General features: G+C 36.2%; 17 protein-coding genes. 15 read left to right on the forward strand and 2 right to left on the reverse strand.

The window, feature by feature from the left end; genetic code table 11:
- Positions 1 to 126 precede the first annotated feature (126 nt).
- From IGJ55_RS01400 to IGJ55_RS01455, 12 genes are all read left to right on the forward strand, one after another.
- The gene (locus IGJ55_RS01400) at positions 127 to 3,669 is read left to right on the forward strand and encodes a pectate lyase-like adhesive domain-containing protein (protein ID WP_430607162.1); all 3,543 of its coding nucleotides are present in this window, start codon (positions 127 to 129) and stop codon (positions 3,667 to 3,669) included.
- Positions 3,670 to 3,684: 15 nt separating this feature from the next.
- A complete protein-coding gene (locus IGJ55_RS01405) occupies positions 3,685 to 4,035 on the forward strand; it encodes an LPXTG cell wall anchor domain-containing protein (protein WP_430607164.1) in 351 nt (116 codons plus the stop codon).
- The gene (locus IGJ55_RS01410) at positions 4,032 to 4,832 is read left to right on the forward strand and encodes a WxL domain-containing protein (protein WP_430607165.1); all 801 of its coding nucleotides are present in this window, start codon (positions 4,032 to 4,034) and stop codon (positions 4,830 to 4,832) included. Before IGJ55_RS01405 ends, IGJ55_RS01410 begins: the two co-directional genes overlap by 4 nt.
- Before the next feature lie 30 nt (positions 4,833 to 4,862).
- Positions 4,863 to 5,627 (forward strand): WxL domain-containing protein, encoded by a 765-nt coding sequence (locus IGJ55_RS01415; protein ID WP_430607166.1) that lies wholly within the window; start codon positions 4,863 to 4,865, stop codon positions 5,625 to 5,627.
- Positions 5,628 to 5,715: 88 nt separating this feature from the next.
- Positions 5,716 to 6,819 carry a DUF916 and DUF3324 domain-containing protein gene (locus IGJ55_RS01420; protein ID WP_430607168.1) on the forward strand — a complete coding sequence of 368 codons (1,104 nt, stop codon included), beginning with the start codon at positions 5,716 to 5,718 and terminating at the stop codon, positions 6,817 to 6,819.
- A 138-nt stretch (positions 6,820 to 6,957) separates the two neighbouring features.
- Positions 6,958 to 7,512: a hypothetical protein gene (locus tag IGJ55_RS01425; RefSeq protein WP_083244416.1), complete on the forward strand. Its 555-nt coding sequence runs from the start codon at positions 6,958 to 6,960 to the stop codon at positions 7,510 to 7,512.
- 24 nt (positions 7,513 to 7,536) lie between these two features.
- A complete protein-coding gene (gene lepB / locus IGJ55_RS01430) occupies positions 7,537 to 8,268 on the forward strand; it encodes a signal peptidase I (RefSeq protein WP_429951145.1) in 732 nt (243 codons plus the stop codon).
- A gap of 20 nt (positions 8,269 to 8,288) precedes the next feature.
- Entirely contained in the window at positions 8,289 to 8,996 is a 708-nt protein-coding gene (lepB, locus tag IGJ55_RS01435) for a signal peptidase I (protein ID WP_207120360.1), read from the forward strand.
- A gap of 27 nt (positions 8,997 to 9,023) precedes the next feature.
- Positions 9,024 to 11,615, forward strand: coding sequence for a YfhO family protein (locus tag IGJ55_RS01440; protein WP_429951141.1), 2,592 nt, complete (start codon positions 9,024 to 9,026; stop codon positions 11,613 to 11,615).
- Positions 11,612 to 12,556, forward strand: a complete 945-nt coding sequence (locus tag IGJ55_RS01445; protein ID WP_207120362.1) for a DUF5067 domain-containing protein — start codon at positions 11,612 to 11,614, stop codon at positions 12,554 to 12,556. Before IGJ55_RS01440 ends, IGJ55_RS01445 begins: the two co-directional genes overlap by 4 nt.
- 10 nt (positions 12,557 to 12,566) lie before the next feature.
- A complete protein-coding gene (locus IGJ55_RS01450) occupies positions 12,567 to 13,307 on the forward strand; it encodes a hypothetical protein (protein ID WP_069641087.1) in 741 nt (246 codons plus the stop codon).
- Positions 13,308 to 13,568: 261 nt separating this feature from the next.
- Positions 13,569 to 14,879, forward strand: a complete 1,311-nt coding sequence (locus IGJ55_RS01455) for a carbohydrate-binding domain-containing protein (protein ID WP_207120363.1) — start codon at positions 13,569 to 13,571, stop codon at positions 14,877 to 14,879.
- Positions 14,880 to 15,004: 125 nt separating this feature from the next.
- Here the strand turns inward: IGJ55_RS01455 and IGJ55_RS01460 are convergent, their stop codons facing one another.
- On the reverse strand, positions 15,005 to 18,466 hold the full coding sequence (locus IGJ55_RS01460) for a M60 family metallopeptidase (RefSeq protein ID WP_430607169.1): 3,462 nt from the start codon (positions 18,464 to 18,466) through the stop codon (positions 15,005 to 15,007).
- Between the two features lie 633 nt (positions 18,467 to 19,099).
- Between IGJ55_RS01460 and IGJ55_RS01465 the strand changes: the two genes are divergently transcribed.
- Positions 19,100 to 20,620: a helix-turn-helix domain-containing protein gene (locus IGJ55_RS01465; RefSeq protein ID WP_069641090.1), complete on the forward strand. Its 1,521-nt coding sequence runs from the start codon at positions 19,100 to 19,102 to the stop codon at positions 20,618 to 20,620.
- 1 nt (position 20,621) lies between these two features.
- On the opposite strand, the gene IGJ55_RS01470 is transcribed toward IGJ55_RS01465, so the two are convergent.
- The gene (locus IGJ55_RS01470; RefSeq protein WP_430607170.1) at positions 20,622 to 22,127 is read right to left on the reverse strand and encodes a helix-turn-helix domain-containing protein; all 1,506 of its coding nucleotides are present in this window, start codon (positions 22,125 to 22,127) and stop codon (positions 20,622 to 20,624) included.
- A gap of 237 nt (positions 22,128 to 22,364) precedes the next feature.
- Between IGJ55_RS01470 and IGJ55_RS01475 the strand changes: the two genes are divergently transcribed.
- Both IGJ55_RS01475 and IGJ55_RS01480 read left to right on the forward strand, forming a co-directional pair.
- Entirely contained in the window at positions 22,365 to 23,054 is a 690-nt protein-coding gene (locus IGJ55_RS01475; protein WP_069641091.1) for a DNA-binding response regulator, read from the forward strand.
- Between the two features lie 618 nt (positions 23,055 to 23,672).
- Positions 23,673 to 26,915, forward strand: coding sequence for a hypothetical protein (locus IGJ55_RS01480; protein ID WP_430607171.1), 3,243 nt, complete (start codon positions 23,673 to 23,675; stop codon positions 26,913 to 26,915).
- The last annotated feature ends 3 nt before the right edge of the window (positions 26,916 to 26,918 follow it).

Here is a 26,918-nt window from a genome sequence, read left to right on the forward strand (position 1 = left end):
AACTTGTTTTCTCTTCTTTCAAAGCTTGTTCATTTATCAATTAGACAAATGAGATAAGCGTGGAAAGAATTGAAATAAACGTGTCGGAATTTAGGACACACTCATTTTTGAGGAAAGGAGGAGAAAATGTTGAAAGTGAATAAAAAAATTCTATTAATCAGCCTCATGAGTATCTTGGTTGGGCTTGTTCTATTTGGTTCTATTCGGAGTACTTCTGTAATAAAAGCAAATGACACAGACTCTAGTAGTCAAACAAATGAAACGAGCGCTGCAAGTAATCAATTAGCAAATGCAGAAGAGCCTGTTGATTTAAACGCGCAAAATGCAAGTGTCAAAAATCATGTTGTTCCCTTTTCGGCATTACCAACACCTACAAAAGAGGCAGATGTGCCAACATGGGCAGCCTTAATTACAGCTTTAAGTGATACAACGATCGATCGCATAAATATTACTGCAGATTTTACCTCTGGAGCAGCATTGCCTGCAGTCAACAGAGAACTAGTCATTAATGGCAATAATCATGTGATTGGTTTTGGTGCCCGCTATTTTAATATCGGAGCGACTGGAAAAATAACAATTTCAGATCTTGAATATACTGGGACAAACTATTTAGCTTCTGGAAGTGGGACGCTTGTTTTAACAAATAAAATCAGCTCATCAGCAGGAAATGCCTCTGTGCTTGCCAATATGAATGGAGCAACCGTGATTTTTGATAATGTTGATCTATACTTTGATTCAACTTCTAGCACTGGTGCTGTAGCAGCCAAGAATTTTTCCATTACAAACCAATCGAAAGTTGACAGTAATTCTGAACGTTTCTATCAAATCACCGCGGCGTCTAATGCAGGAGCGACTTTTATTGTAGATAAACAATCCAAAGTATTACTTTCTAGTATGAAAGGGACTGGTACTGGAAACCATGGTCAACCGATCCAATCAACTAGACAATTAGATATGACGGTTGAAGGTGCAGGGACTGAATTGAAAATCAGAGGAAATGGAAAACAAAATGTTGATTACACTGGTTTGATCAATATTGATGCAAATGCTTCAAACGTTAATGTAATCAATGAGGCACTTCTAGATATTTATACAGAAAATACCTCTGGCATAAATATGCAAAGCTTAGGTGGAACCTTTAATGTTAAGAACAAATCATTACTAAATATACATCAAACTGGAGACAACAATTATGCTCGAGCTGCAATGGTTCGTTTTAGAGCTGTAGGCAACACACAATTTAACATTGAAGGACAGTCAGAAATCAAAATGACGAAAGACAGCGGTTCTGCTCCAGGGATTCGTATGTATGGAGGCGGAAATTCTATCAATGTATCAGGAGGATCTGATTTTACTCTAGTAAATAAAGGCTCTGGTACGCCAATTGATCCTGGTGGAAACGCTGGAAATCAAGGTATTTTGTATACGAATAGTGGTGCAAACCCAGATTCATTTGTAGTAAAAGATGAAGATTCATCTGTTGATATTCAAGCAGCAAATGGTGCTGCAATCGATGCTAAAGGGCTCGATATGACCATGACAGCAAGTTCAGGAACGTATTTTGTTGCTCGTGGACAAACAAGCACTGCTACTTCTGGTATTTTTAATGCCGGTGTTTTAACTGCGAATTTTGAGTCATTGAAATATTTTGACTTTGTGAATACAAGACCAGGTGGAGGTTTAGTTTTTGACACAAGCGCAGGCTCGACTTTTAAAAGCTTGAATTCTGATCTTTCTGTTTGGGTAGCTGGTGTAAATGATGCGACTGGAAATCCAATGCGTTCATTTGTACTTGCTAATGTTGCATTAGCTGGAGCTAACTTTGGAACAATTGGTACTGGAACAGATTCAGAAGTGATTGCAGGATTTAATCAAGACGGCGGGATGCCGAAATATACTCGTTTGAATGGGAATAATCAAAATGCAATTGTGGATGAATTGCGCGTGCCGACAGATGCAGATAAATATATTTGGGGACATGTGGGTATTCCAGAAGGAAAACATGATAATAACCGTAATGCATTTACTGGAGAGGTCTCCGTAATTGTCGGTGTGTATGATGTGAATGATACATTGTTGTACAAAACTACAGGAACAATCGTGGAAGATGTTGTTGGATCAAGTAAAGCTTCTGTTTATGGCGATGATGCTCGCGGCGGTTTAGTTAAATTAGACACACAGCCTAAAGGCAATTTACTAGAAAAAGGACAAAAGTTAAAAGTTCTTGAAGCATGGCGAGGAGATAAAACATCGGGAAAGGCACATATCAGTGAAGCAAATGATTTGATTGCACCTGATCGAACTGTTCTAGATGTAACGCCACCGCTACCGACAAAATTAACAGATAACAAACTGGATAATGCAACAAAAGTTCTTTCAGGAACAGGAGCAGAAGTTGGCGCTTCCGTTCGAGTTTACTATGATTCTGGTGATAAGGAAACAGGCACATTACTTGGAAGTACAACCGTCGGTGCCGATGGGGCTTGGTCATTCAATTTGCCAAAATATGTAGAAAAAACAAAAGAATTAAGTGTTTATTTGGAAGATCATGCAGGACAACATACAGCTGCACAATTGATTCCAAGCGATTCAACAGATCCAAATAGCGAAAAAGTTTATGATCAAATAGGACTGATCAAGCCGCCAGTGACAAATGTTGCTGCTGGAAATATCAATCCCTATAATGATTTAGCATATCACGATGCAATCTTTAAGGGTGTTGCAAAATATGTTGTTGCAGATGTGATCCCCACAGCAACATTGAAAAAAGAAGCCGCTACATACCGAAATGGTGTGAAAGTGGATAATACTCAAGTTGGTGATACTGTCTTATATACACTGACAGCAATGAACTCAAAAGAAGCAACGTATACAACGAATTGGAAAAATATTATCATTTCAGATGTTTTACCTGCTGAATTAGTTTTTGATGCAACGAAAGCGGAAGTGACGATTGCTGGTGTTTTAGCTCAACCTTCTCAATATTCTTATGAAAATGGCGTGCTATCCTTCAATGCTGGTGATTTGAAAACACAAGAATCAGTAAAGGTTACCTTTAAAGTAACGGTAGGCGACTCAGCTGTCGATAAAGAAATATTCAATGAAGGAACGGTAACAGGTGATTCACCAAGAGAAGCACCTTTTGTTGCAGGGCCGAATGAGCCAAATGCAACGTTCGAACAAATAACAGCTAAATCCGAAAAAGTTGGATTAGCAGGCGGCAAAGTATTTGGTGTCTTATCACTATCTTCTGCGCCAACCACTATTGATTTTGGATTGAAAAAAACTGGTAGTTATGGTCAATTTTCAGCTGAGAAACCAGTCTATGATCAGGCCCTTGTCGTTAGTGATAGTCGAGCAAGCATAACGGACTGGGAACTGACTGCCAAAGTGACCAAAGTGATGGAATCGGCAGATGATCCTTCTTATAAACTACCCGAAGCAATTGTCTATAAAAAAGGTTCGACAGAATCTGTTTTACGATTAGATGAGCCAAATGTTATAGCAGATTCAGCAGATTTATCAGCTGGACGAGGTAGTTATGACGTAAGCGAAGAAGAATGGCAGAAAAAAGGGAATGGCTTTAAGATGGAACTTGCCCCAACCCAATACAGAAAACTTGGTGAATACACGGCAACAATTGAATTTACTTTAAGTGCTGTACGATAACAATGGAGGGATAGAATGAAAACAAAAAGAGTAACTTATTTGCTTGTATCTTCCATTGTTTGGTTTGGACTATTGCTAACCCCATTTCAAGCAGTTATAGCCCAAGAAGGAGCAGCAGGCGGTGGAGCCGTTCAGACGAATGGTGAAATTGGATTTTATGAAGGTGAGTCCACTACGGAGCCGCCAACATCAAGTTCAACGACAAACGTTAGTGAGTCAACTATTGCAACAACTAAGCCGAAAGGTCGTTTTCCTTCAACGGGAGAACTTGTAAAAAAAAGTCTGTCTATCAGCGGTGTCGCACTTGTAGTGATCGTTTGTTTACTACTGTTGTTTAAACGCAAAAAGAAGGAGGTGGAAGAATGAAACGTACGATCACAGCCTCTTTGCTACTAGTTCTACTAGGTACAATGGCCATTCTTCCTAGTCCTAAACAAACTTACGCTCAAAGCAAAAGCAACGGTCATATTACTTTTACAGGTGATTACGATGAGGTAGGGATTCGTGATCCTGAAAAACCAGATCAACTTGTTGATCCTGGAGATAGCCCCAGCACTTCTGGCAACCTTAGGATTGACTTTGTCCCGCAATTAAACTTTACAAGTGCCAACAAAATATCAGACAAAGACACTGTTTATCCAGTGAATGCACAACTGTTTCATGATGATACAGCTGCTCGTGGAAACTTTGTACAAATTTCTGATTATCGTGGAGCTGCTTTAGGATGGACCTTACAGTTGAGACAGGAAAACCAATTTCAAAATACTCAGACAGCGAATAGCCAATTAGATGGTGCCTATTTATCGCTAGACAAATCTTGGGTCAATTCTACAATGGAACAAACAATGGCACCAAACGTATCTAAAGAAGTTATACGTTTGGATAACATTGGTGCAACATATAATCTAGCAGAAGCCAAATCTGGGACGGGGGCTGGAACTTGGTCAATTTCTTTCGGAGCATCAAGTGACAATCCAGCAGGAATGTCAACTACATTATCCAAAAAGAAGGATAAAACTGATAAACCCATGCTAGATGCAGCATATGAGAACAAACAAATGCATGAAAATAGTGCACTCACATTATCTGTACCGGGAGCAACAAAAAAAGATCCGGTCACTTACTCAACGGTGTTAACTTGGATATTAGCCGAGTTGCCATAAATATTACACAAAACTTAGGAGGAAATACAAATGAAATTAACACACAAATTATGCGGCGCTGCTTTAGTAGCAGCAGCAGGAGTAGCTTTAGCTTTACCGAATACAACAAAAGCGGTAGACAACACAAAAACAGGTACTGGTCATATCGAATTTACATTTGATACTGGTACATCAGGCGTTATCCCAACAGATCCAGGGGTTACGGATGGAACAACAATCACTAACTTACCAAGCGTAACAAACCCAGGTGTATTTGGGATCATCGCTGTAACACCACTTGAGTTTGAATCTCACGATGTTTTAACTGCAACAAACAAACGTGACTATAATGCCTCAATGTTCCACGCTAACACTGTAGATCCAGCGGAAGGAACAGAAACATTCGACGTACAAAACTTTGTTAAATATCAAGATTTACGTACACAAGAAGCACATCCTTATAAATTATCAGCAACATTATCACAAAACTTCAAAACAGCTGGTGAAAAGGGTGTAGAACTTAAAGGTGCTAACATTACGTATAAAAACGTAGCAATTACTCAAACAGGTGCACCTGAATTAAATCCAAATGGCGTGAACACTGCTGGTGGAAATATTGATTCTGCTTCATCTAACACAGTTGATTTCATTGAAAACACTGGTGTTGATGGTGTTGGTTATGGCCAATTTGAATTGAACTTTGGTGACAAAACGACTGGAGCGGAATCAGTAACATTAAACATTCCAAAAACTTCTGCAGTCGGTGCTGGTGACTACAATGCTGTTGTTACTTGGACTTTATCAGAAACAATCTAAAACATAAATAAGAATCAATCAGGAGGGTTCGCCGGTTCACCGAGCCGGGAACCTTCTTTTATAATTAGAAAGAAGGGACAACAATAGGATGAAAAAAAGAATCGCACTCATTTTCACTATTATTTTATACATAGCAGGCATTAGTTATTTTACAGCAACACCAACATATGCAGAGGAAACCTCTGAAAAGCAAGGAGCAGGAGGAAGTCCGTTAGGCTTTACCTATAAAGTTGTTCAACCGGAAAATCAGATCAATAAAGAAGTCGGTTATTTTGATTTGAAGATGAACCCAGGACAAAAGCAAACAGTCCAAATCCAGCTTTCAAATGAATCAGAAGAACCTGTAGAGGTAGTTATTACATTAAATGGAGCAAAAACCAACGGAAATGGCGTCATCGAATATGGTCCAAGTAAAATCGATAATGATAAATCGCTAAAATATGACTTTATTGACATTGTTAAAGCGCCTGAAACTGTAACCATACCAGGGAAAAGTACTATACCTGTAGAATTTGCGATAACGATGCCAGAAGCAAGTTTTGACGGTGTTATTTCTGGCGGTATCCAGTTGAAAAAAAAGGTGGACGAGAAAGCTAGAAAAGAACAAAAAGGTGTAATCAATGAATATGCATTTATGGTCGGAATGGTATTGGCTGAAACAGATAAAGTAGTAGAGCCTAATTTAGAACTAAATGATGTGTATGCTGGAATGAATAATTATCGTAACAGTATTTTCATTAATTTTTCAAATGTAGAAGCAGCTTACCTCGAAGAGTTGACTCTAGAAGCACAAATCATGAAAAAAGATGCAGATACTGTATTGTATGATACGAAAAAAGCGAATATGCGTGTCGCGCCTAATAGCCTAGTTGATTTTCCAATTTCAATGAATGGGGAAAAAATGGTTGCGGGTGACTATCGAGCGAAAATAGTAGCTACGGCAGGTGAGCGTAAATGGAACTGGGAACAAGCATTTACGATCACAGATGAAGAGGCAGATAAATACAATAAGCAGGATGTAGAACTAGTCCAAGAAGAAGGAATCAATTGGATGCTGGTAGCAATCGCTGTGGGAAGTGCATTTGTTCTTATTTTAGTGATCTTTTTCATGGTGCGTATGGTACGTAAAAAGCAAGAAGCAAAGAAAAGAGCGGAACGTAAAAAGAAAAAAAATAAGGCTCAAAGAAATTAACAGAGCAGAAAGGAAAAAAGAAGTATGAGTATATTAGACTGGTCATTTGTTGTTCTGCTTTCCAGCGCGCTTCTTTTGTTCCTGTTCGCATTTATTTTTGTGTTCAATTTCTTTCGAACGAGCCGGAAGTACAAAAAAATGAAAATGAAGCGTCCTCCAAAGAACAAAAAAAAGCGGCGAGTATTTTTACGACAACGGAAACAATTAGCAAAAAAACAGAAAAATCAGCGTACATGGAGCGTAATTCTGTTTCTTTTAGCAGGAGTGAGCTTAGGTGGCGGATTTTATTCGCGGAATTATCAACAAAATCATTTGCAAGGAGAAGATTCCGAAGCATTGGTGCAAAGCTATTATTTACTAGAGGATGCGAAAATTCAAATAAGCAATATACAAGCAGGTGAAAATCCGCAAAAATCTATCAAAAATATTCAAGAAATCACGTCTCGTCTGGCAAGCTATGGCGCACGTAAATCTTCCCCTAATTTGAAAGAAGATGGGCAAACGCTATTGAATAGGCACTACACGCTTTTAAGAGAAGTAGGCGTCAATTTAAATAGTCAAACCGTAGAAAGTTTGCAAAAAGAAGAAACGGCTGCTTCTTATTTAAAAGATCTTGAGAAGGCGCATGACAGTCAAAATAAAGTTTTTAAACGTTTTGGTGTCAATGAAGGAGCGCTAAAAAAGAAAAAATAAGGATGACGATCAGAGGTGCTGAACGTGGGTGCAAAGAAACAAGGATTGTCTAATGAGAACAAGCGAAAAGTTGCTCTAAATAAGAAAAAAAAACCTCGAAAAGCCAACACAGAACAGACCCGAAATCAGAAAAAACAACAAATCGCGAGAAAAAATGATCGATCGAAGAAAAAGCCGAGGGGTCAAAAAAGTAAACGAAGAAAACAGCAACGAAGAAAACCTAAGCAAATGTTTTTTTTGAAAGAATTTTCTATAACGCTACTGATTTCTGTGTTGTTGATTAGTCTCGTACTTTGGTTCACCGTTCAATTACCAAAGGTTGAGGGCTATTCAATGACCCCGACGATCAATGATCAAGATCGATTGTTTGTTTCAAAGAAAAGTGACATTCGTCGATTTAGTCTAGTTTCATTTAAAAGCCCTAAAGAAGAGGACGGAATGATTCGGCGAGTAATCGGTCTCCCTGGTGAGAAACTATATTATCAACAAGGTAGCTTGTTTATTAATGGCGAAGAAATTCCAGAACGATTTTTGTCTACGACATTATCAGAATTTTCAGAAGAGCCCCAAACAGCTGATTTCACCTTAAAAGAAGTTTTAAAAGTGGATCGGGTACCAGAAGATAGTTACTTTGTGTTAGGTGATAATCGTTTATACGCAACAGATAGTCGCTATTTCGGGTTTGTTAAGAAAAAAAATATCACTGGAGTAGTCAAAGCAAGGATTTTCCCGATCCATGCGATGCGTCAGTTTTGATAAGAGTTGAGGAAACAGAAATGAATGAACAAAAACAACCCAAGAGGAAAAAACAAAGAGTTAAAAAGAAGCAGAACATGCAACCAACGTATGCTGAAAATAGACCTAGAAAGAAACGGCCTGTATCTTCCAGCCGCAAAAAGAAATCATTAAAGAAGACTTTGGAAAAAATAGGCGGAAAAGTTTTACGGTCTCTCAAACAAAAAGAAACAATTTGGCTACTGGTATTATTGACAGTTATTGTCCTTTTTTTCTTGAGATTTTCAACACATCGAGTAGATGGACAATCAATGGAACCAACCTTTCAAACGAATGATCGGATCTTGATTTCTCCTAATAGTACGCTTAGTCGCTATGCTGTTGTTACGTTTGAACCTAAAAATATCAAAAATGAGTCTTATGTAAAAAGAATTATCGGGATGCCTGGAGATCGGATTCAGCTGATGGGCAATGCATTATTTTTATTACCAAAAGAAAATGAAAAGAAAGAGAAGGTTGATTTAACTACTGAGGTACCAGATGGAACAATCAAGATCATGGTATCTGAAGCGGTGATGAACCAACTTCATCAATATGAACGGATTCCTAAAGATCGTTATTTTGTTCAAGGGGATAATCGTCTTCATTCAGATGATAGTCGTGTTTTTGGTTTGATCGACAAAGCGCAAATTGAAGGTGTTGTTCTTTATCGCTATTATCCATTTTCAAAAATGGGCATTGTGCACTAAGAAGATTGAAAGAAAGAGAGAAACCAAATGAAAACTATTCGAGCTTTTATGAGACAACACTATCCAGCGATGATTTTGAGTTTTAGCATACCTGTCGTACTGATGATCGTTGCTTATTATTCTATCGGCATCTATCCAGGGAGTGAACGAAGTATCCTAGCCACAGATTCATTTGCACAATATGCCAATTTTCATGCTAGTTTTAAAAATGTCCTTCAAGGCAAACAAAGCATTTTTTATACTTGGTCAGGCTCACTAGGACTAAATTATTGGGCCTTAGCAGCTTATTATCTGAATGGATTATTTACTCCTCTTGTGGGGTTGTTTGATAATGCAACGATGCCTGATACGATTTATTATCTAACATTATTGAAGTTTGGCGCTAGCGGACTTTCATTTTGGTTTTTTGCCCAACATACCTTCAAACTTGATCGCTGGTTAACTGTAGGATTAAGTATTTCTTATGCCTTGATGTCGTATGCAGTTGGTTATTCTGTCGTTATTATGTGGCTAGATACATTTGTTTACTTGCCTTTGATTGTTTGGGGGATTCATCGCCTGTTTGAACAGAAAAAACCAGTGCTTTTATTTAGCAGTTACCTTTTATTATTTATTTCAAATTTTTATATGGGATTTATGGTCGGCGTATTCACTTTTCTCTATGCGATAATCCGTACGTTATGCAATTGGTCAGAGTATAAAGGACAATTTTTATCCTATCTAGGTACGTCCTTATTGGCAGGTGGTGCGTCAATGATCACCGTATTGCCAGCCGTGATCGATTTGCGGACGAATGGTGAAAGCTTGAGTCCGATGTATACTTTTTTTACACCAGATACGGGACCGTGGGACTTTATTGCTAAGAATATGGTAGGTGTTTACGATACGTCTAAATATGAAAGTATGCCTTTTATTTATATTGGATTAATTCCGTTGGTTTTTTGTGTTTATTACTTTTTGAGTAAGGAAGTGGCTTGGAAAGAAAAAATAGGCTATGGTAGTTTGTTTTTATTATTGATTGCGAGTGTTTATGTATATCCTCTGAACCTATTTTGGCATGGATTACATGTACCGAATATGTTTTTATTCCGTTTTAGTTTCTTAGTTTCCTTTTTAGTGATTTTACTTGCAGGGTATGGACTTGAACGCTTTAAAAAAGAAGACAGTGATCGCTTGGTGAACGGTGTGCTGGGAATCATTGGGATTTTTCTGCTGTTTGTTTTTTTCTCTAATAAGAAACGCTACGATGTAATCACCATGGAGTCATTGATCTTAACAATAGGACTGTTGCTGATTTATTTAAGCATTTGGTTATTATGGGTGTCAAAATATAAAGTCAAAAAATGGATTCCAGTCGTTTTGCTGATCCTGATGATCGGTGAGGCTGGCTACAATGCTCGTTCGATGGTTGTCGGTATTTTATCCGATTGGGGCTATCCCTCGCGGATATTGTACACAAAAAATTATGAGGAAACAAAGCAATTAATTGAACAAACCAATCAAAAAGAAGAGTCATTTTTCCGATTAGAAAATTTAGATGTTGAGTCATTGAATACTAGCTTTAATTTTGGTTCCCATGGCGTGTCAATGTTTTCGTCGATTCGTAATCGCCACTCTTCGCAATATTTAAATGCACTGGGGTTCCGTTCTTTAGGGACCAATTTGACGATTGAATATGTAAATAATACCTTGTTGGCAGATACACTTGTTGGTATGAAATACAACTTGGCTAAAGATGACTTGATGAAATTTGGGTACAAAAAAGTCAGTAGTGCAGGGGAGTATACGCTGTATGAAAACGAGTATGCATTACCTTTAGGAATTTTAACAGATGACAAAATTTATGAGCCGACGGCCGTTCAAAACCAAACAGAATTATTTAATCATCTTTCCGGCATGGAAGGCGAACTTTTTAGCTTTGGTGAAGCAGCTTTGATTGAAACTGAAAATGCAATTGTAACAGAAGGCAAAACGCTCACGATTGCAGAGGAAGAACCCGCGTTGCCAAAACAAGTTACCTGGTTAGTCACCGTTCCAGCAAAATCACAAGGCTATTTAAGTTTGGTAGCAAAAGATATGGCCGAAGCAGTCAGTGTCAATGTCGATTTAAGAGTGGACGGAGTTAGTCGGAAAACGGGATTGATCAATACGGGTCAGTATTACAATCTGGGTTATTATGATGAACCGACAACAGTGGAAGTGACAGCCGCCTTTTCAGAAGGAAAACAGAAAGTAGAATTGTATCGACCAGATGCTGTTTTTCTTAATACGGAACGCTTTAAAACAGCTGCAGAAAAGATGCAAGAAAAAGGTATAGAGATTCAAACACAAGGGCGAACAGCAAAGGCATCGGTTTCTCTGAATAAAGAGCAGGTATTATTAACCACGATTCCTTATGACCGTGGTTGGAAAGTCTTGATTGATGGAGAACCTGCTGAAATTACTACATTTAAGGATGCTTTTTTATCTGTAAAACTCCCAGCTGGTAAACATGATATTGAATTTATCTTTTTACCTCAAGGATTTGTACTAGGAGCGAGTTTATTTGGTAGCTGTATCTTGATTTTTAGCGGATGTTTATGGTGGCGTAAAAAGCGACAAAGTGAGGCAGTAAAATGAAACAACGAATAATAGCGCTGATCTTTAGTGGCCTACTGTTCCTGACCTTAACAGGATGTCAAAAAGGCCAATTGGAAAAAGCAAATGAGACTTTCACAGCAGATGACAGTGAATACAGTTTTAAGCTTCCGAAAGGCTGGAAAGTCGAAAAAGAGTACAAAGAAACCTTTAATGAAGCTGCGGTATTTGGTGCGGAAGATAGCAACAGTCGTTCAGAGATGTTTGTTCGTGCTCAACCCAGTAAACCTCTTGATGAACAAGAATTAAAACAGGAGACGAAAGAAAGCTTGCTTGCGTTTTATAAATTAGAGGCAGGAGAAGTTGAAAGCTTTGACGTTGATGGTCTGCCTGCGATTCACTATTTAATGCCTAGTGTCTATAAAAAGAAAGCAGTTTGGTTGGATATGTATTTTGTTACTACGAAAACACATCTTGTGAATTTTCAATTTTATCGACCAAGAGATAATAGTGCTGAGAAACAAAAACAAGTGATTTATGAATCGGTGAAAACCTTAAAACAATTGCGCGGCAGTCAAACGCTTACGAGCAGCAGCCAGCAAAAAGGCGCAAAAAATAATCAGAAGTTAGAAAATCAGCGTGTTGCGATTCAACTGACAGGAAATAAGATTGTAGGAAATCAGTTGATTCTACGATATGTAATCACGAATAAGACCTCAGAAGACTTGATTCCAGTCGATGAATGGCAGCAAATGTTCTCTGTAACCGAGGCGGGAGAACATTTAGCTATTACAGAGCAGCCCAAGGCAGATGATACAGAGCTGGATTATTTATTAAAACAAAATAAACAACGATTACCAGCAAACGAATCAATAGAAAGTGCAGTTGTTTATACGCTTCAACCCGAAGGGACAATCACTATTCGGGTGAATGAGGGGCAAGTGAACAGCGATGAGCCAATGAGTTTAACCATTGAAAGATAGGAGGGCGTCTATGAAGCGATGGACAATTTGGTTGTTCCTAGTGACGATTGGATTTAGCTTAGCAGGATGTACACAAAAAACACAATCAACAGCAAACGAACAACTACCTAAAAATGAAGCTGCCTTTACATGGTGGTCAGATCGATCAAAACCATTTGGAGAGTATAACTACACGGTAATGGATGAGAAACAAGCACAAGACGATTTGGAAAATAAATTTCATGTAGTGCTGTTGCCCTCTTTTGATAAAGCCCGTGAATTGATTAAAACAGATTTTTTACTAGACGATGTTGTGGAAGAACCAGAAGAATTTACTATTAATGCAACGAAAAGAGAATTACGCTTCAGCAGTCAAATAAAATTCAAGAACCTGCAAGGTCAATATTCCTCTTATGGAACAGTGACAGCGAAATATGATTATTTAGAAGACCAAAAAAAGGTAAGACTGTCTAATCAACGAATCGAGTTGTATAACGCAACAGCTAATGAAAAATATAATGGTAAAAATTTAGATGATACGCTGAAAAAGCTAGGAACTCTTTTGGAACTAGACGATTTAGAGCAATTGTTGAAGAATTTTAAAAAGGAGACGGCAGATCAAGAGAAACGTAAAGGCAAAGATATTGTCATTTATGAAGATTTTCATGAAGGCCAAAAAAAGCATTTGTTTGGGAAAAGTTTTGGAGTAGAGTATAACGAGTTTGGCGTATTAGAGAAAATCTACGGGTTAACCATGGATTATCGAGTGTAACGATTCTTACAGAAAATTTGTAAAGGAGTACCAATAATCAAATAGCGAATTAACTTATTTTTAGTTATTTTATTTAATTTTATAAATAAAATAAAATAATGGCAGAAATGAGTTTATTTGCTATTTATAAGCGTTTTTAATCCATTGTTTTTTCAAAAAATTATCATTTTAACGAAAAACAAGATAAATAAATCGTTATTTTATGTGATAGAATAAAAGAACTGGAGACAGTAAATAAAAAAAGAAAGAGGTATGAAAAACATGGTTAAACTTAAAAATGTTGCTGGACTTTTATTCGTTGGTTTATCAGTAGGTTTACTAGCAGTAGCAGGAGGGCAAAAAGCATCTGCTGCGGAACTGTTAACAGCCAACACTGATTTGAAAGGTTACGATGCAACCGTAACTACAAAAGCGGATGGAACAAATGTATTGACAACAAAAAAAGGGGAATTTTTGCTAAACGAGAATTCTTCATTGTATAGTTCAAAAATCATTACGATTACGTTGAATAATACAAAACCTGTTAATATGGGCGCAATTCAAGCTAAAAGAACCTTGGAATTCCGTGGAAACGGTGAATTGAACGTCAATACAACAGAAGAGATTGGGATTAACGTTGGAGATCATTTGAAAGCCTTCAAATTTACAAAATATGGGAAAGGTCACGTAACCGCAACTGCTGCCGGAACGGGTGTCTTTGTTCATAATGAAATTCAAATGGATGGCGGAACAGTTGAAGGTTTCGGTACTAATTATGGTGTTTATAGTGAAAATGATATTAAACCTTACAATGATGCTGTATTAAAAGGAACAAGTAGTGAAGGTACAGGAATTTACGCTTACCGTGATATCTATGCATGGAAAGGTGCAACGGTTGTAGGGGAAGGAAAAGTTTCTGGTGCCCGTTCAATCATTGCACATATCCAAGCTGAAGATGCTGGCAGTTCAATAACTGGTATTTCTACTGATATCAACAGCTCCTTATCTGCCTTACATGCAGATAAACAAATGCTGCGTGCATACTCAGGTGCAGTTGTGCGTGAAGAATACAGAAAACCAACATTTGAAATTACAGATGATGTACCGATAGTTGTTACAGACTTTACGAGTGTTGCCCGCAATATGAGCAATATGAAGAACTATACATGGGTTTCAGAACCTGACAATGTATTTTTAAACGAACAAGGCGGATTACTAGGTGATGTAGCGAAAGGAACACCTAAAAATCTTAAAATTATTGGCTCACGTCAAGAAAGCAAACTAAATAAAAATGAAGTCAGTCAAATTAAAACAAACGGAAAACATGAAGTGATTTTTTCAGAAACGCCGACTAAATTTACCCTACCAGTAACAACAAAACATTGGGTATTAGATCAGGCTACAAATGAATATAAATTATATGAAGAAGTAGTTTACGATATCGAAGTTGGCGACACATTTAAAGTAAAAGACCATCTATATGATTTTAGCTTCACAGAATGGGATCTGATGAAAATAGATCGCGAAGATTTTGAAGTATTAAAAAATGGGAATGAATATGAAGTAAACTACTACTATGATGTAGATATGTAGAAAAAATCAGAATGATTAGATTCGCAAAAGCGTAAAAAAAATCTGATGTTTAAAAGAATAAGCAAAAAAAGCCGACACGTTTTTACGAATTGTAAAAGCGTGTCGGCTTTTTTGCTAAAAACAACTTATGGGACAGTTGATAAGGTCCAAAGCAACTGACTAGAATAAGAATCAATAGTTTTTGTTGTTGCTTCAGGAATCAACAGGTCTATACTAGGAACATTTGTTGTCGGCTCGTTAAAGTGAAACCGCCATCTTCCGCCGCCTTCACCAGCCTTGGCTGTAAGAACATTTTGAACAGAGCCGATGCCTTTTTCATCAAACGTCAAAGTGAAATTTGAATTTATAATAGAGGGAATTTTTGTTTGATCCGTTTTCTCTTCCGCATGAATAGCCGAAATAGACAATAGAGCACCGTCTAAAAGGATATTATTAGCTGTTTTGAACTGCTGGCTTTGCTGGACCTGTAAAACCCAATCACCAGGGATTGTTCTAGTATCCGTGATTTGAACATAGTGGGTAGCATCAAGCGGTTTTTCAGCAGTAACAAGCATGTTATCCTTTGAAATAGGGTGCGTGCCGAAGTGGATCGGCGAGACAAAATCTAGCGATAATTTGCCTTCTTTGGTGTATATATAAGTAACGGATTGTTCCTCAACAGTAAATCGTCCAGTGTTATTTTCAGGTGTCTCTTTTAATGTGTAGTCTTCAATTTGTTTCGGGGATGTTGTATAAGCAGTGCCGATTGTTCCGCTTAAAACATCTGGTGTATGGATAGGGTCATTTTGCTCATCGACGTAGTTGACGGTGACTGTACCAACTAATGCTTCAGGTGTTTCGTATAAGTTTAATCCTGTATCTGTTACTAAAAAGTATTGTGTGGGTCCGCTGAAAGCCTCATATTTTTTGCCTTCAACAAATGCAGTCAACGCCTTTGTAACATATTGTTGGCTATCTAGATCTAAAGAAATCGCTTCTTTATTGATTCTGGCATGCGTTATTTCTATCATATCCCCTGTTTCCAAAGCGATATTTTGATCATTAATCATCTTGGTAAAGGCATTGGCTCGAGTATTATTCTTTACTTCGATCATTGTAGGTGGTTTTTCTTGGTTCGCATAAGTTACTTTAATCGTGATCAAAGGCGTTGTTGAAGGATCTGATCCGTTCATGGTATAAGGATCAGCCCCTTGCGCAATGAGTTTTTTCTTGTCTTTATCAAAGGTCAACATTGTACCGTAGCCTCCGTGTCTAGGAAGAACGATGGTATCCTCAAAGTGATAGTTGAATGGAGCTAGATAGTTACCAACAGAACCAAATAAACTGTTTTGAGCAGTGAGTGATACGGTCTGATTAAGGTAACTGGATAACGATTGACCTTGTTTAACACTTTCTGTAGGAAGTGTTGTTCCAAAAGAAAAGGTCAGATCACCAGTGACTGGGTTGTCATAACTAGCAATAAAATCTTGTGGAATCAATGTTTTGGCGATGGGAAAGTCAGTCGGTTTCCACTGGATGACAGGCGCGAAATCAAGCTCTTTCCAGCCATTAGGCGTAATAATGTAATAATACGTATCTTTATTTGTAGTAACTTTTTTGCCGTTGATGTAGCGAGACACACGTTTAGAGGATTCTCGATGATAGATTTCTACAATATCATTTTCAGCTACTTTAAAGGTATTGATTTTACTTGCAAAATGGACACCTGTATCACGACCATATCCTTCAGCGTAGAGCTTTTTTTCTTTCATTTTTGCGCTATAAACTGTTACTTTGGGGTAGATATTATTGGGTATATTTTGCAAAATTTGTTTTTGGTTTCCGATAGCCACAAGTTCTTTTGTACTAGGGTCATAATCTAAGGCAGCATAAGAGCCATTTTGACCAGCCATGACGTAAGTATTGTTTGGCATGATTTGTGTTGGAACACTAAATCTATTTTTGATCATCCGTTCATTTTCAAAATAGGCATATCCGTCTTGGATACCAAAATTTGTTGGATCAGCAATATCACTTTTTAGATAGCGAACAGGAGATGTGATTGGTTCTGAACGAAGATTAGAAAAGTATGATTCTAAAGAAAAACGATTCATCTCTTCAAAAGGGATCCTGATCGAAGCTGTTGTATCAGTTAAATCTGCATAAGGTAACGTATAAGTACTCTCCGAAATACGATAAGTGCCATCTTGTTCTTCTTGTTCTGTTGCCAAGATATCTTTCCAAATTTCTTTTTCTAGAGGTGGTAACTGAAGAGCTGACAATGTTTGTTTCGTCTCTTCAGTTACCGCAAAATGCCAAAAATCAAAATAGGGAGTCAAATCTCGATTAGCTATTTTTGAAGCCATAATAATGAAAAATTGCTTTTTCTCTTCGTTAGTACTTGGTAAATCAACTGCAGGCGTTGCGCGATAAAGCTTATTCAATTCAGGGTAAAAATCGTAGCCGAATGTTCTAGGTAAAGTAACGTACATCCCTAACGCAGCAAAATAAAAATCCGTTGGGCATTTGGCAATCTCTGCTTCCATAGTCCAGGAAGAATCATTTTGGATATTGGTAAAATAACGAGCGACTTTTGCTCTGTAATTATTATGTTTATTATTTGGACTCATGATTGCATCGTAAGGACTATTATTACCAGTAAGGTGAGATTGGACATAGTCCGAATAAATGTTAACCGTCACTTCACTCATATTATCCCAAGTATAAAATGGATTTTGATAAGAGTGCCCAATTTCATGAAACAACCCCCAGTTTGTCATATTTTCTCCAGAATTAAAGACCTCTCTATCTCCTGTTGTAGCACTATGCATCCCCAAATGGAAATCTGTACAATAAAATTTTCCGATACCATCTGAAGGATTAGCGATATGAATCCGCTGTGGTGCTTTTTTCGTAATGCCAAGACCATTGAAATCAAGACCTGCTGCATCATTTTCAAGACGAATCGCTTGGGACACATAATTCATGAAGCGATCGACTTGCTCATCTTTTAGAAAAATATCTTTAGCCCGATCCATCCTGATGGTAGCAATCGTATCTTCGTTCACGAATTCCATAAAAGGGACATCACTAAACTGCTCTAATGAAGCTTTAAAATCTTCAACAGAAGTTTTGCCTTGGATAAAATAAGGAACATTGATGTTTTTAGATAAGCTGATCTGGACTGTTTGCGTGGTGGAGGAATTAACGAGATAAACCATTCCACCGGTTAAAGAATTGGTAAAGCGATTCTCTCCTTGTTGTAGCTTGACTTTTCCGGAATTGAACTGAAGCTTCCCGTCAGTAAGTCCGGTAACGTTGGTATAATTTCCCCATTGCCCAACATGTAATTCTAAATTTTCGGGTATTTCTTCCACATAAATGATGATTTCTTCATCTTTTGGTAAAAAAATACCTGTGGATTCAAAAGAGGTGTGGGCATTTCGACGTTGCTCTTTGCCTTGCTCCGTTTTTGCATCTCCTCTAGGAATGATCGTCATTTTCAATAAATCTGCTGACTCAGCGTAAATGCTCCGCGGGGAAAACGCTATGTTGAGAAGGATGGTTAAAACGAATAGACAAAATAAGTGTGATATTTTAACTTTCAATTAAATAAGTCTCCTTATCGTTCGATGGAAGTTTATTTTTACAGCGAACGCTAATATGTATTTATTTGCAACAATACATTATATAGTTTTTGAAAAAAAAGTTCTTTCAATTAAATTTCTACAGGAAGAAGAAAAAGAAAAAGAGAATAAAAGAGATATTTGGAGGACAAAATGATAGAGAGAAAGTTGATTTTTTCATGTAATATACTTTTAGAAATTATTTATTTAGTAAATTTAGAACAAGATTGACAAGCTAGAAAGTATAATTAAGTCTCTTGTTTATAAAGGGAATATAACTTTTTTTAAAAAAATAAGAATAAAATTTTTCTTAAAAATAGTGATCTTCTAAAGATGTGATAGCATTGAAGAAAACCGTTAATATTGAATTTCAATGAGTTTATAACAGAAAAATATTAATTTTCAGAATGTGTGATTCTTTTTTTTTGTCGAAAAAAGAGACTTAACTACGTAAGCAAAAAAAGAAAAATATTATATTATTAGTAAATGTTATTTCAAAAACTTCTTAACGAGAGGAAGAAAAGGAAAAAAAGAAAAATGAGAAACAGTTATGATAATAACGATGTCGAAAAGTTGGAAAAAGAAATCAAATCGATAAAAAGAAGGTGAATAAATGTGCGTATTTTTTTGGATGATGTTTATGATAGACGCATAAATGTTTTAAGCTATGTAGATAATCAAAGAAAAGAAGTGAGTTTAGCAGAAATAGGGAAGGCGACAAAGCTTTCAAAAAAGACTGTTTCAATGATTATTAAACAGTTTGAACAGGAACTAGATGTTTCAAAAGAACAATTTGAAGTTTATTATACCAATCAGACGATACAAGGTGTGCATGCAAATAATTTAGATATAGTAAGTATTAGTAATAAACATTTAAAACAATCTATATTGTATAAAATGATCAAACATCTTTTTTTGATGGACAGAATCGATGCGATTACTTTTTGCGATATAGAATTTATAAGTCCTGCGACATTCTCTCGTCATCGAAGAAGACTGCAGAAAATATTGAGTCGATGTGAGCTGAGCTTAACTCGAACCAATGAGATAGAAGGCGATGAGTTAAGAATTAGGAATTTCTTTTTTCTCTTTTTTTCGAATGCTTTAAATAGTTGGACGTTTGATACAGATAGTTATGAGGAGATTGATGATTATTTAAGTAGCAATATCAAAGAGTGGGATAAAATAGACAGTGTTAAAAAGAATAAATTTTGTTTATTAATTTACATTTGTAATGTCCGCTTTAGTCATAAAAAAAGTATAGAGAAAAGTATCCTATCCAAGCTGTCAGCACAATTTCAAGAGGGGCTTTATACAAACTTGTTTTTTGACTATTTTCATTTACATAAGAATAGAACAGAGCAACAATCTTGGGATGAAACGAGTGCTGTATTATTTTTGCTGTATAAAGAACGCTTATCACATGAAGAGTCATTTGAAATTGAGGAATACCCCAAATTTTTTAATGAAACGAATTTTAGCTTTATAAAATACAGTAATCTATTAACTGATAAAATAATCACTACTTTTTTTCGAGAGACAACGAGTTCATCGATTTATTGGGAAATAAGAAAAGAAATAGATATGATGCACTTACTATTTGAGACCAGCTTTATTGATCCTAGAATTTTTTATTATATTTACGATGAAAAAAGTTATTATCATGCGGATACAGCGGAACAAAAAATTCAACTGGGCGTTCAAAATCTTATGTGTGAGTTGATCGATCAGACGGAATATGGTCTGTTTTTTAAAGAAATCAAAAAATCTATCAATCGAGAAACATTGACAGATTACGTCTATTTAGTAGTCTATACCATTTTAACGAAATTCCTGCAAATGGACTTTCCGAAAGTTAAGATTTTGATACAAAATTCTAAGGTATTCGTAGAACCCATTTTACGCCAAAAAATTAATCTCATTTTTAGTGACAGAGTTGAATTTGTAGAAAATCAAAGTGCTTCTCCCGACGTTATTGTGACCGATGTTCAGCTACAGCAAATAGAGCCAAAAGCGAAAGTGATTTTTATCTCTTCTTTTTCAAACAGTTTCGATTTTTCTCTACTGTTAGAAGAAATAGAAGAAAAAATTTTGATGTTTTACTATGAAAGAACACTAGTGGTGAACAGCAAGTAAGCTACGATTGCTTCAATTGAGGATTATGAAGAGCATAAATTTTGCCGCTGACAAATAGAATCAAAGCCTTCCAAGTTTCGGGATCATGAGAATGTTCAAAATGAAAGCTACGTACATTTGTTTGCTCCAATTCATAAGAATCAGAAATAATGATATCCGCCTTATCAGCATCAAAAGTAAAACCTAATGTCGAATCGCCAAAAATAATCAACAAGTTATTCTTGATAAAATCATAAATAAAGTTATTAGGCGAATGTTGAATAAAAATCAATAGCTTAGCCTCTTTTTCAGCACTTTTCAAAATGGAATGAAAAAATTTTGCCATTAAAGAGATAAAACCAGGCTTCATATATTTTTTCAATAAAGGTTCGCTAACCATCGCTTCTTTTACGAATGATCGATAAGAATCTTCATTTGGAGCAAACCATTTTGCTTTAGATTCAACAGAGTCATTTACCAAAAATCGTCTAAAATCTATGCCGATATAGCGAATATATAATAAGTTTATGATCAATAAATAATAATTTTTAAGATAATTATCGCTTGTGAGCTTTACATTATAAGCCAATAATAGCTTATTTAAAATTTTTGTAGTTAACAAAGCAATGGGTAGTTCAGAGTTGATAAAATGTTGCGCAATTCTCTTTTTTTCTTCGTCAGAATCAATATTAGCGACAAGGAATCTCAATAAAAAACCAAAGAAATAAGCTTCGCTTTTCACATCGATGGAATCTAAATCGACATGATCTAACTCAGAAAATAAAAGAGTAGGCGATTCTTGCTCAAAAAAGCGAAGATAGTCCATAAATTCACCAGAAAGGGTCAGGCTCTCTTTTCTATAGAGCATACGCCAAAATGTTGCGTTTTGAAAATATCGGATTCTATTTTTTTGTGAAAAAGATAGTCGTTCATCATCAACGACTATGGGCATTGTCTGATAAGCACTCGGTGTTTTTTCAAAGGGCCATTCCAATCCTTTAAATATAATCCAAAACAAAATAAAACCTAAGACACGAATATTTTTCTCTTCCCCAATTATGTTGGTTTGATAAAGTGTGGGTGCAAAAGAAATCTTCAAATGAAATGGAGATAAAAGGTTTTTTAGTTGTTTTAAATTTGAATAAACGTGAGACGGGCTTAAAGATAAATCTTGAGCTAAAGACTCAACGGAAACATAGTGTCTTTTTAACAGAGCAGCCAGAATCGAGAACCGTTGCGAATGCTTGATATAGTAGAGTCTCATGGAATCAATCACATAGCTAAACGTTAAAGAATCAGCTAAATTAATCATATAAAGAAGTTTTATTTTTCTTATTTTTACTTGTTGATATGGAAACACATGGTTTAGATCGTCATTGAGCTTTTGTTTATAACGATAAAAGGTCTTGCTAGAAATAGTAAACTTTTTCATCATATCCTTAGTGGACACACCATTCGGGGCATAGAGAAGTTCTTTTAATAATTCGAAGCGAAGTGTTTCATTTTTTTTCATAAAAAGAGATTCCATTCTAAACACTCCTTACTTGTATGTAGCATTGCTTAAATACATAGATATAATAGCATAAAGTCTTTAAGGAAGCTTGTAGAGATGATTAGAAAATTAAATAAATTTCAATTATTTCTTAACCCTCTGCCTGTATTGAAAACAATATAAAACGAAATGATTTATCATAACAAATAGATAAATAAAAAATAAAAAAAATAGAGAATAGTTAACTAAATTGAAAAGGAGCGAATATTTTAAATGCATAACATAGGGATACTTTATCTAAACGAATCAACAGATAATGTGATTAACCATGAATTTTTAAGCCAAAAATATAACATAATCGAACTAACAGAAGATAGTAAGCCAGTCGATGAATTACACGCAGTCATTATTCGAGAGGAAGAAACGTCAGATTTAAGTACTATTTGTGACCTAATATTGAAGATTAGAAAACAATCGCAGTGTTATATATGGGTTTCTACTGTAACAGAAAGTTCGGTAGGGAAATTAGTTTATTTACAATTAGGTGCCGATCAAGTATTTGAAGCGAACAGAGAAATAAAAGAGATCGGTTTGATTATCGACAATGCCTTATGCAGAATCGGACAGGAAAATCGACCGAATCAATCAATTGAAGAGATTTCAGAAAACAAAAGCATGTTCCAACTGAACTCTAGTAATATCAGTGTTGTGATAGACGGCGGAAACGAAGTTGTCTTGACTAAGCTTGAATATAAAATCGCGGAGCTACTATTAAAGACCCCAAATACAGCGGTCGACTACGAAACGATTTATCAACAAATCTGGAATGATGACTCATTAGAAAACAAACGCTACCGTGTGGCTAATGTTGTTTATCACTTAAGAAGAAAAGTTGAAACAAACATTAAAAAGCCTAAATTTATTAAGACTGTTCGCTCAAGAGGCTATATGTTGAATATTTAACGAATAGCTCTTGCAGCACAATAGAAATAAAATAATAAGTATTTTTATTTGTTTCATACTATAACCGAGAAAATACCTGAACGGACACTTTATTAGGGTCAGTTCATACATAGAAGAATTTTTACAATCAAAAAGAATGAATTTCAAATAATTCCACTTCTTGTGATGATGTTGAAAGAACAGGTTAGTGGAATAAGATATCATTATATTTATAGTTTTAACTATTTATTTATAAAAAACATCATTTTAATTAAATTAATTTCTTTTATTATCTATTAATATGAAATGTATTTTTCGGGAATTTGAGTTAAGAGCCGATTTACTATGATTTGAAATGAGCCTAATTTAAGCAGTGAAAGGTGGAATAATCGCGTTTTCTGATAGTGAATGCAAGAACTATCTTTCGCTTATTTCCCTAAGTGCTGAAAAAGATGAAAGAAACATAAAAAGAAATAATATATAATTACGCTTGTTGGTTTTAAAAAATGATGTAAATAAATATGGGGATAGTATTATATTGTTTTCTTCTTTATTAATTTATAAAGTTGAAATAAAAAATGTAATTCATTTTTTATGAAATAGAAAAAGATGAATTATGGAAAGAAAGGAGGAGAAACAATGAAAAAAAGAAATGTTGGAATAGCGGGTTCAATATTTTCCCTGTTATTGGTATCTGGGATTGTTTATTGGAGTGGTAGTAAGATAAAAGCCGAAAACATTGATGCAAATGAATCAGAGCAAGTATCGAAAACAACAACTCTGAGAAGTACAACAAGAGATCATCAATCAGAAGAATTCCTTGCGAATCCAGAACAGGAAGGCTGGGAACGAATTCAGATCATTGAACATGCATCCATACCATTGGATGGTGGAAAAACATTTAATTTTGGTATAGGTGGTTATGATCCAAATTCAGTGGTTGCTAACATCCCTTCTCAAGCTGTTGTCGGGAAAGATGTCAACCTACGTGGAGATAAGGTGTTTCCAGTGACACCAAATATCTATTTAAAAACCGGATCGACCTACGTACCTGCTATAGCGAATTCAGATTCATATCCAAGAAGTCGACTCCTAAACTGGAGTTATGATACGGGTAATGGTAAACAGACGCTGACAACTGCCGGTATGTATGTAGACGAGATTACAACTTCTTGGAATAGTCCACCTGTTGGTGTAGATGGACGTTATTATAAAAAAATAATGAAAAATGGTATGCCTGCTTATATGTATCGTTATTATACAATAACTAAAAACGTACCTAAAAGTAATGGTTCCAGCACGAACAATCCTAATCCTTATGATGTGGAAAATGATATTCAGTTAGCGACGACAATGATCATGACAGGACAAAGAAATGGCTCGGTCAAAGTTGATTACTTTATCCAAAATTTACCATATTTGAGAACTCAAAATCCGAATTATGATCGTAAACTAGAAACGGCTCCTAACAGAATTGATGGATTCTTACCAAGTGACACACCTAACACAAAAGTTTTAAATGATTTTACACTTAATGGACAGTTTCTTCCTGCAATAGGCACTAAGAACAATGCTCCTTTGAGATTGATAGGAGATCAGATTGGATCATATACTGAGTGGCCCACTCTAGCTATGGGTACAACGAGAATCAATTATTATCTGGGTTTACCGAATGGACCAGATAATTGGACTGGCGGGAATACTACGACTTTTTATGGCGCCACCAAGGTGAACCCGTATGCCTTTTCTGATAGGTATGGGACTGGCTTTGAAGCAATACCTGGAGGTGAGGGAGAAGCAGGAGGACCAGGGGCGTACCTATATCGACAGACTACTGCAAATTCTATTAGTATTTATCCAGCAGTATTCTTTAAAAATCAGCCAAAAACATTTAAACCTGGAGACATTGAAGGGTATAGTTTTCAATACGGGATGAGTATTGTTTCTGAGGCTCCAACTCTCTATTTGGATGAAGATGAATACAATATAACCGATCAAAAACCGACCGCTAAAGTATCTGGTGTTTGGTATGATGGCTCTAATTTGAATACAACGCTTTACTACTCAGTCGATGGTGGACCGGAACAAATATATGAGCCGGCTGGCTACACATCCAGTGCTCAATTAGGAAATGAAATGCCGTTTGAATTAGAGATTCCTAACCTATCTAAAGAAGAGCATACGATTACTATGTATGCCCAAAACAGCGAGGAATCGCCAAAAAAATCAACGACTCAAACTGCTAAAATTGTCTATGTAGCAGGAGAACCAAAGTTAACATTAGATAAAAAAAATGGCGGTGTAGGTCAGGACTTTACTGTATCAGGAAGCGTCATCAATAAGATTGCTGCAGAGCCTGATCGCGAACTTCATTATAATCCTACTGATATCTACATTAAGAAAACAGATGCACCAGATAGTAGCTACAAGCTTGCGACAACGATTGATGCTAATTCAGCGGACAGTAGATTTTCTTATACGATTCCAGCTTCTGAAATACCATTAGTTGCAAATGCCGATTATCGCTTTTCAATTCGGGCAATCAATAAATACGATATGATTTCAAACGTTGAAGATATCCGTTTGGCAGTCAATCATGCAAAACCGACATTTGAGTTAGCAAGCGATATTATTCAGATTTTGGATAATACAAAACCATCTTATACATTAGAGTTGGCGAAATTAAAACACACAGGAGACTCTTACCCACTATTTATTCAATATAAAGTGGATGGTGAGGCGAACTGGACTAAATTAGATAAAGTGATCGGTGCAACTGATCCAAGTAAACCGATGATTGAAACCGCTAATGCGACTTTTGAAATCCCAGCAGAAAAACTTCCTTTTGAAACTGCACACACTTTAACGGTTACAATTGTTGATAATTTTGGTGTGGAAGCGGATGTTCAAAATGTCGAGTTTATTAAGCCAGGAAAACCAGCGTTAGTCTTAGATAACAAGAATGGTCCTTCACTAGGTGAGACTCAAACAGTAAAAGGAACGATCACAACAGAATACTTCCCAGCAAAACTTCAATATAAGATCGTAAAAAATGGAGAAGCTGGTGCAGTTTACAAGGAACTTTCAGAAAACGATGTGGTCATTGATCAAACGAGTGGAAAATTTAGCTTTACATTAGATAAAGGGTTGTTTCCAGTTGGTGCCAGTTACGAAATTTTCGTAAAAGGAATGGATAAATATAACCAAGAAACAGAAGAAGTAAGTTATCGTCTAACCGAAGTCGTTCATTTTAAAGTCAAGTTTGTTAATGCTGTAGGAGCTACGATTCATCCAGATATTACAATTGACCGAGAACTAAATGACAAGATCGATTTATCGTTAGAACAAGCAGTGCAAGATACATTGATGAAGCTTAAAGAAGAATACACATTTGATGAGTCTTCGTTACCAAAGGGCGAGGTAGCTGTAGATAGTTCTACCGCTTCTTGGGAATATAAGTTTACAGGACGTTTAGTCTACCTATCGTCTCCAACAGCATTTGATTTTGGACTGGAGTTTGCTTCTATTAAAAAGATGCGTGTAGAAGAACCTACTGTAATCGGACTTCCTCTAGTTGTTTCAGATACTAGAGAAAGCAAGCCTGGTTGGTCACTAAACTTGAAATTAACGAAAGAGCTATTAAATGAAGATGGTAAAACAATCCTCAAAAATGCTGTTCGTTATAAAAATGACGAAACAGAAACTATTTTAAGTAGCGATGCAGTACCAGTTGTTCAAAAGCCAACTTCTGGAAAATACGATATCAGTAAGGATTGGGCTTCATCTCAAGATGGTCTTAAATTAGAAGTTCCAGCAGGTAGTATCACTGCCTTAGGAAAATATAAAGGCGAAATTCTGTTTGAGCTTGGTGAAACACCATGATAA

The organism is Enterococcus sp. AZ170, assembly GCF_050545135.1.
GTDB classification, from domain to species: Bacteria; Bacillota; Bacilli; order Lactobacillales; family Enterococcaceae; genus Enterococcus_L; species Enterococcus_L ureilyticus.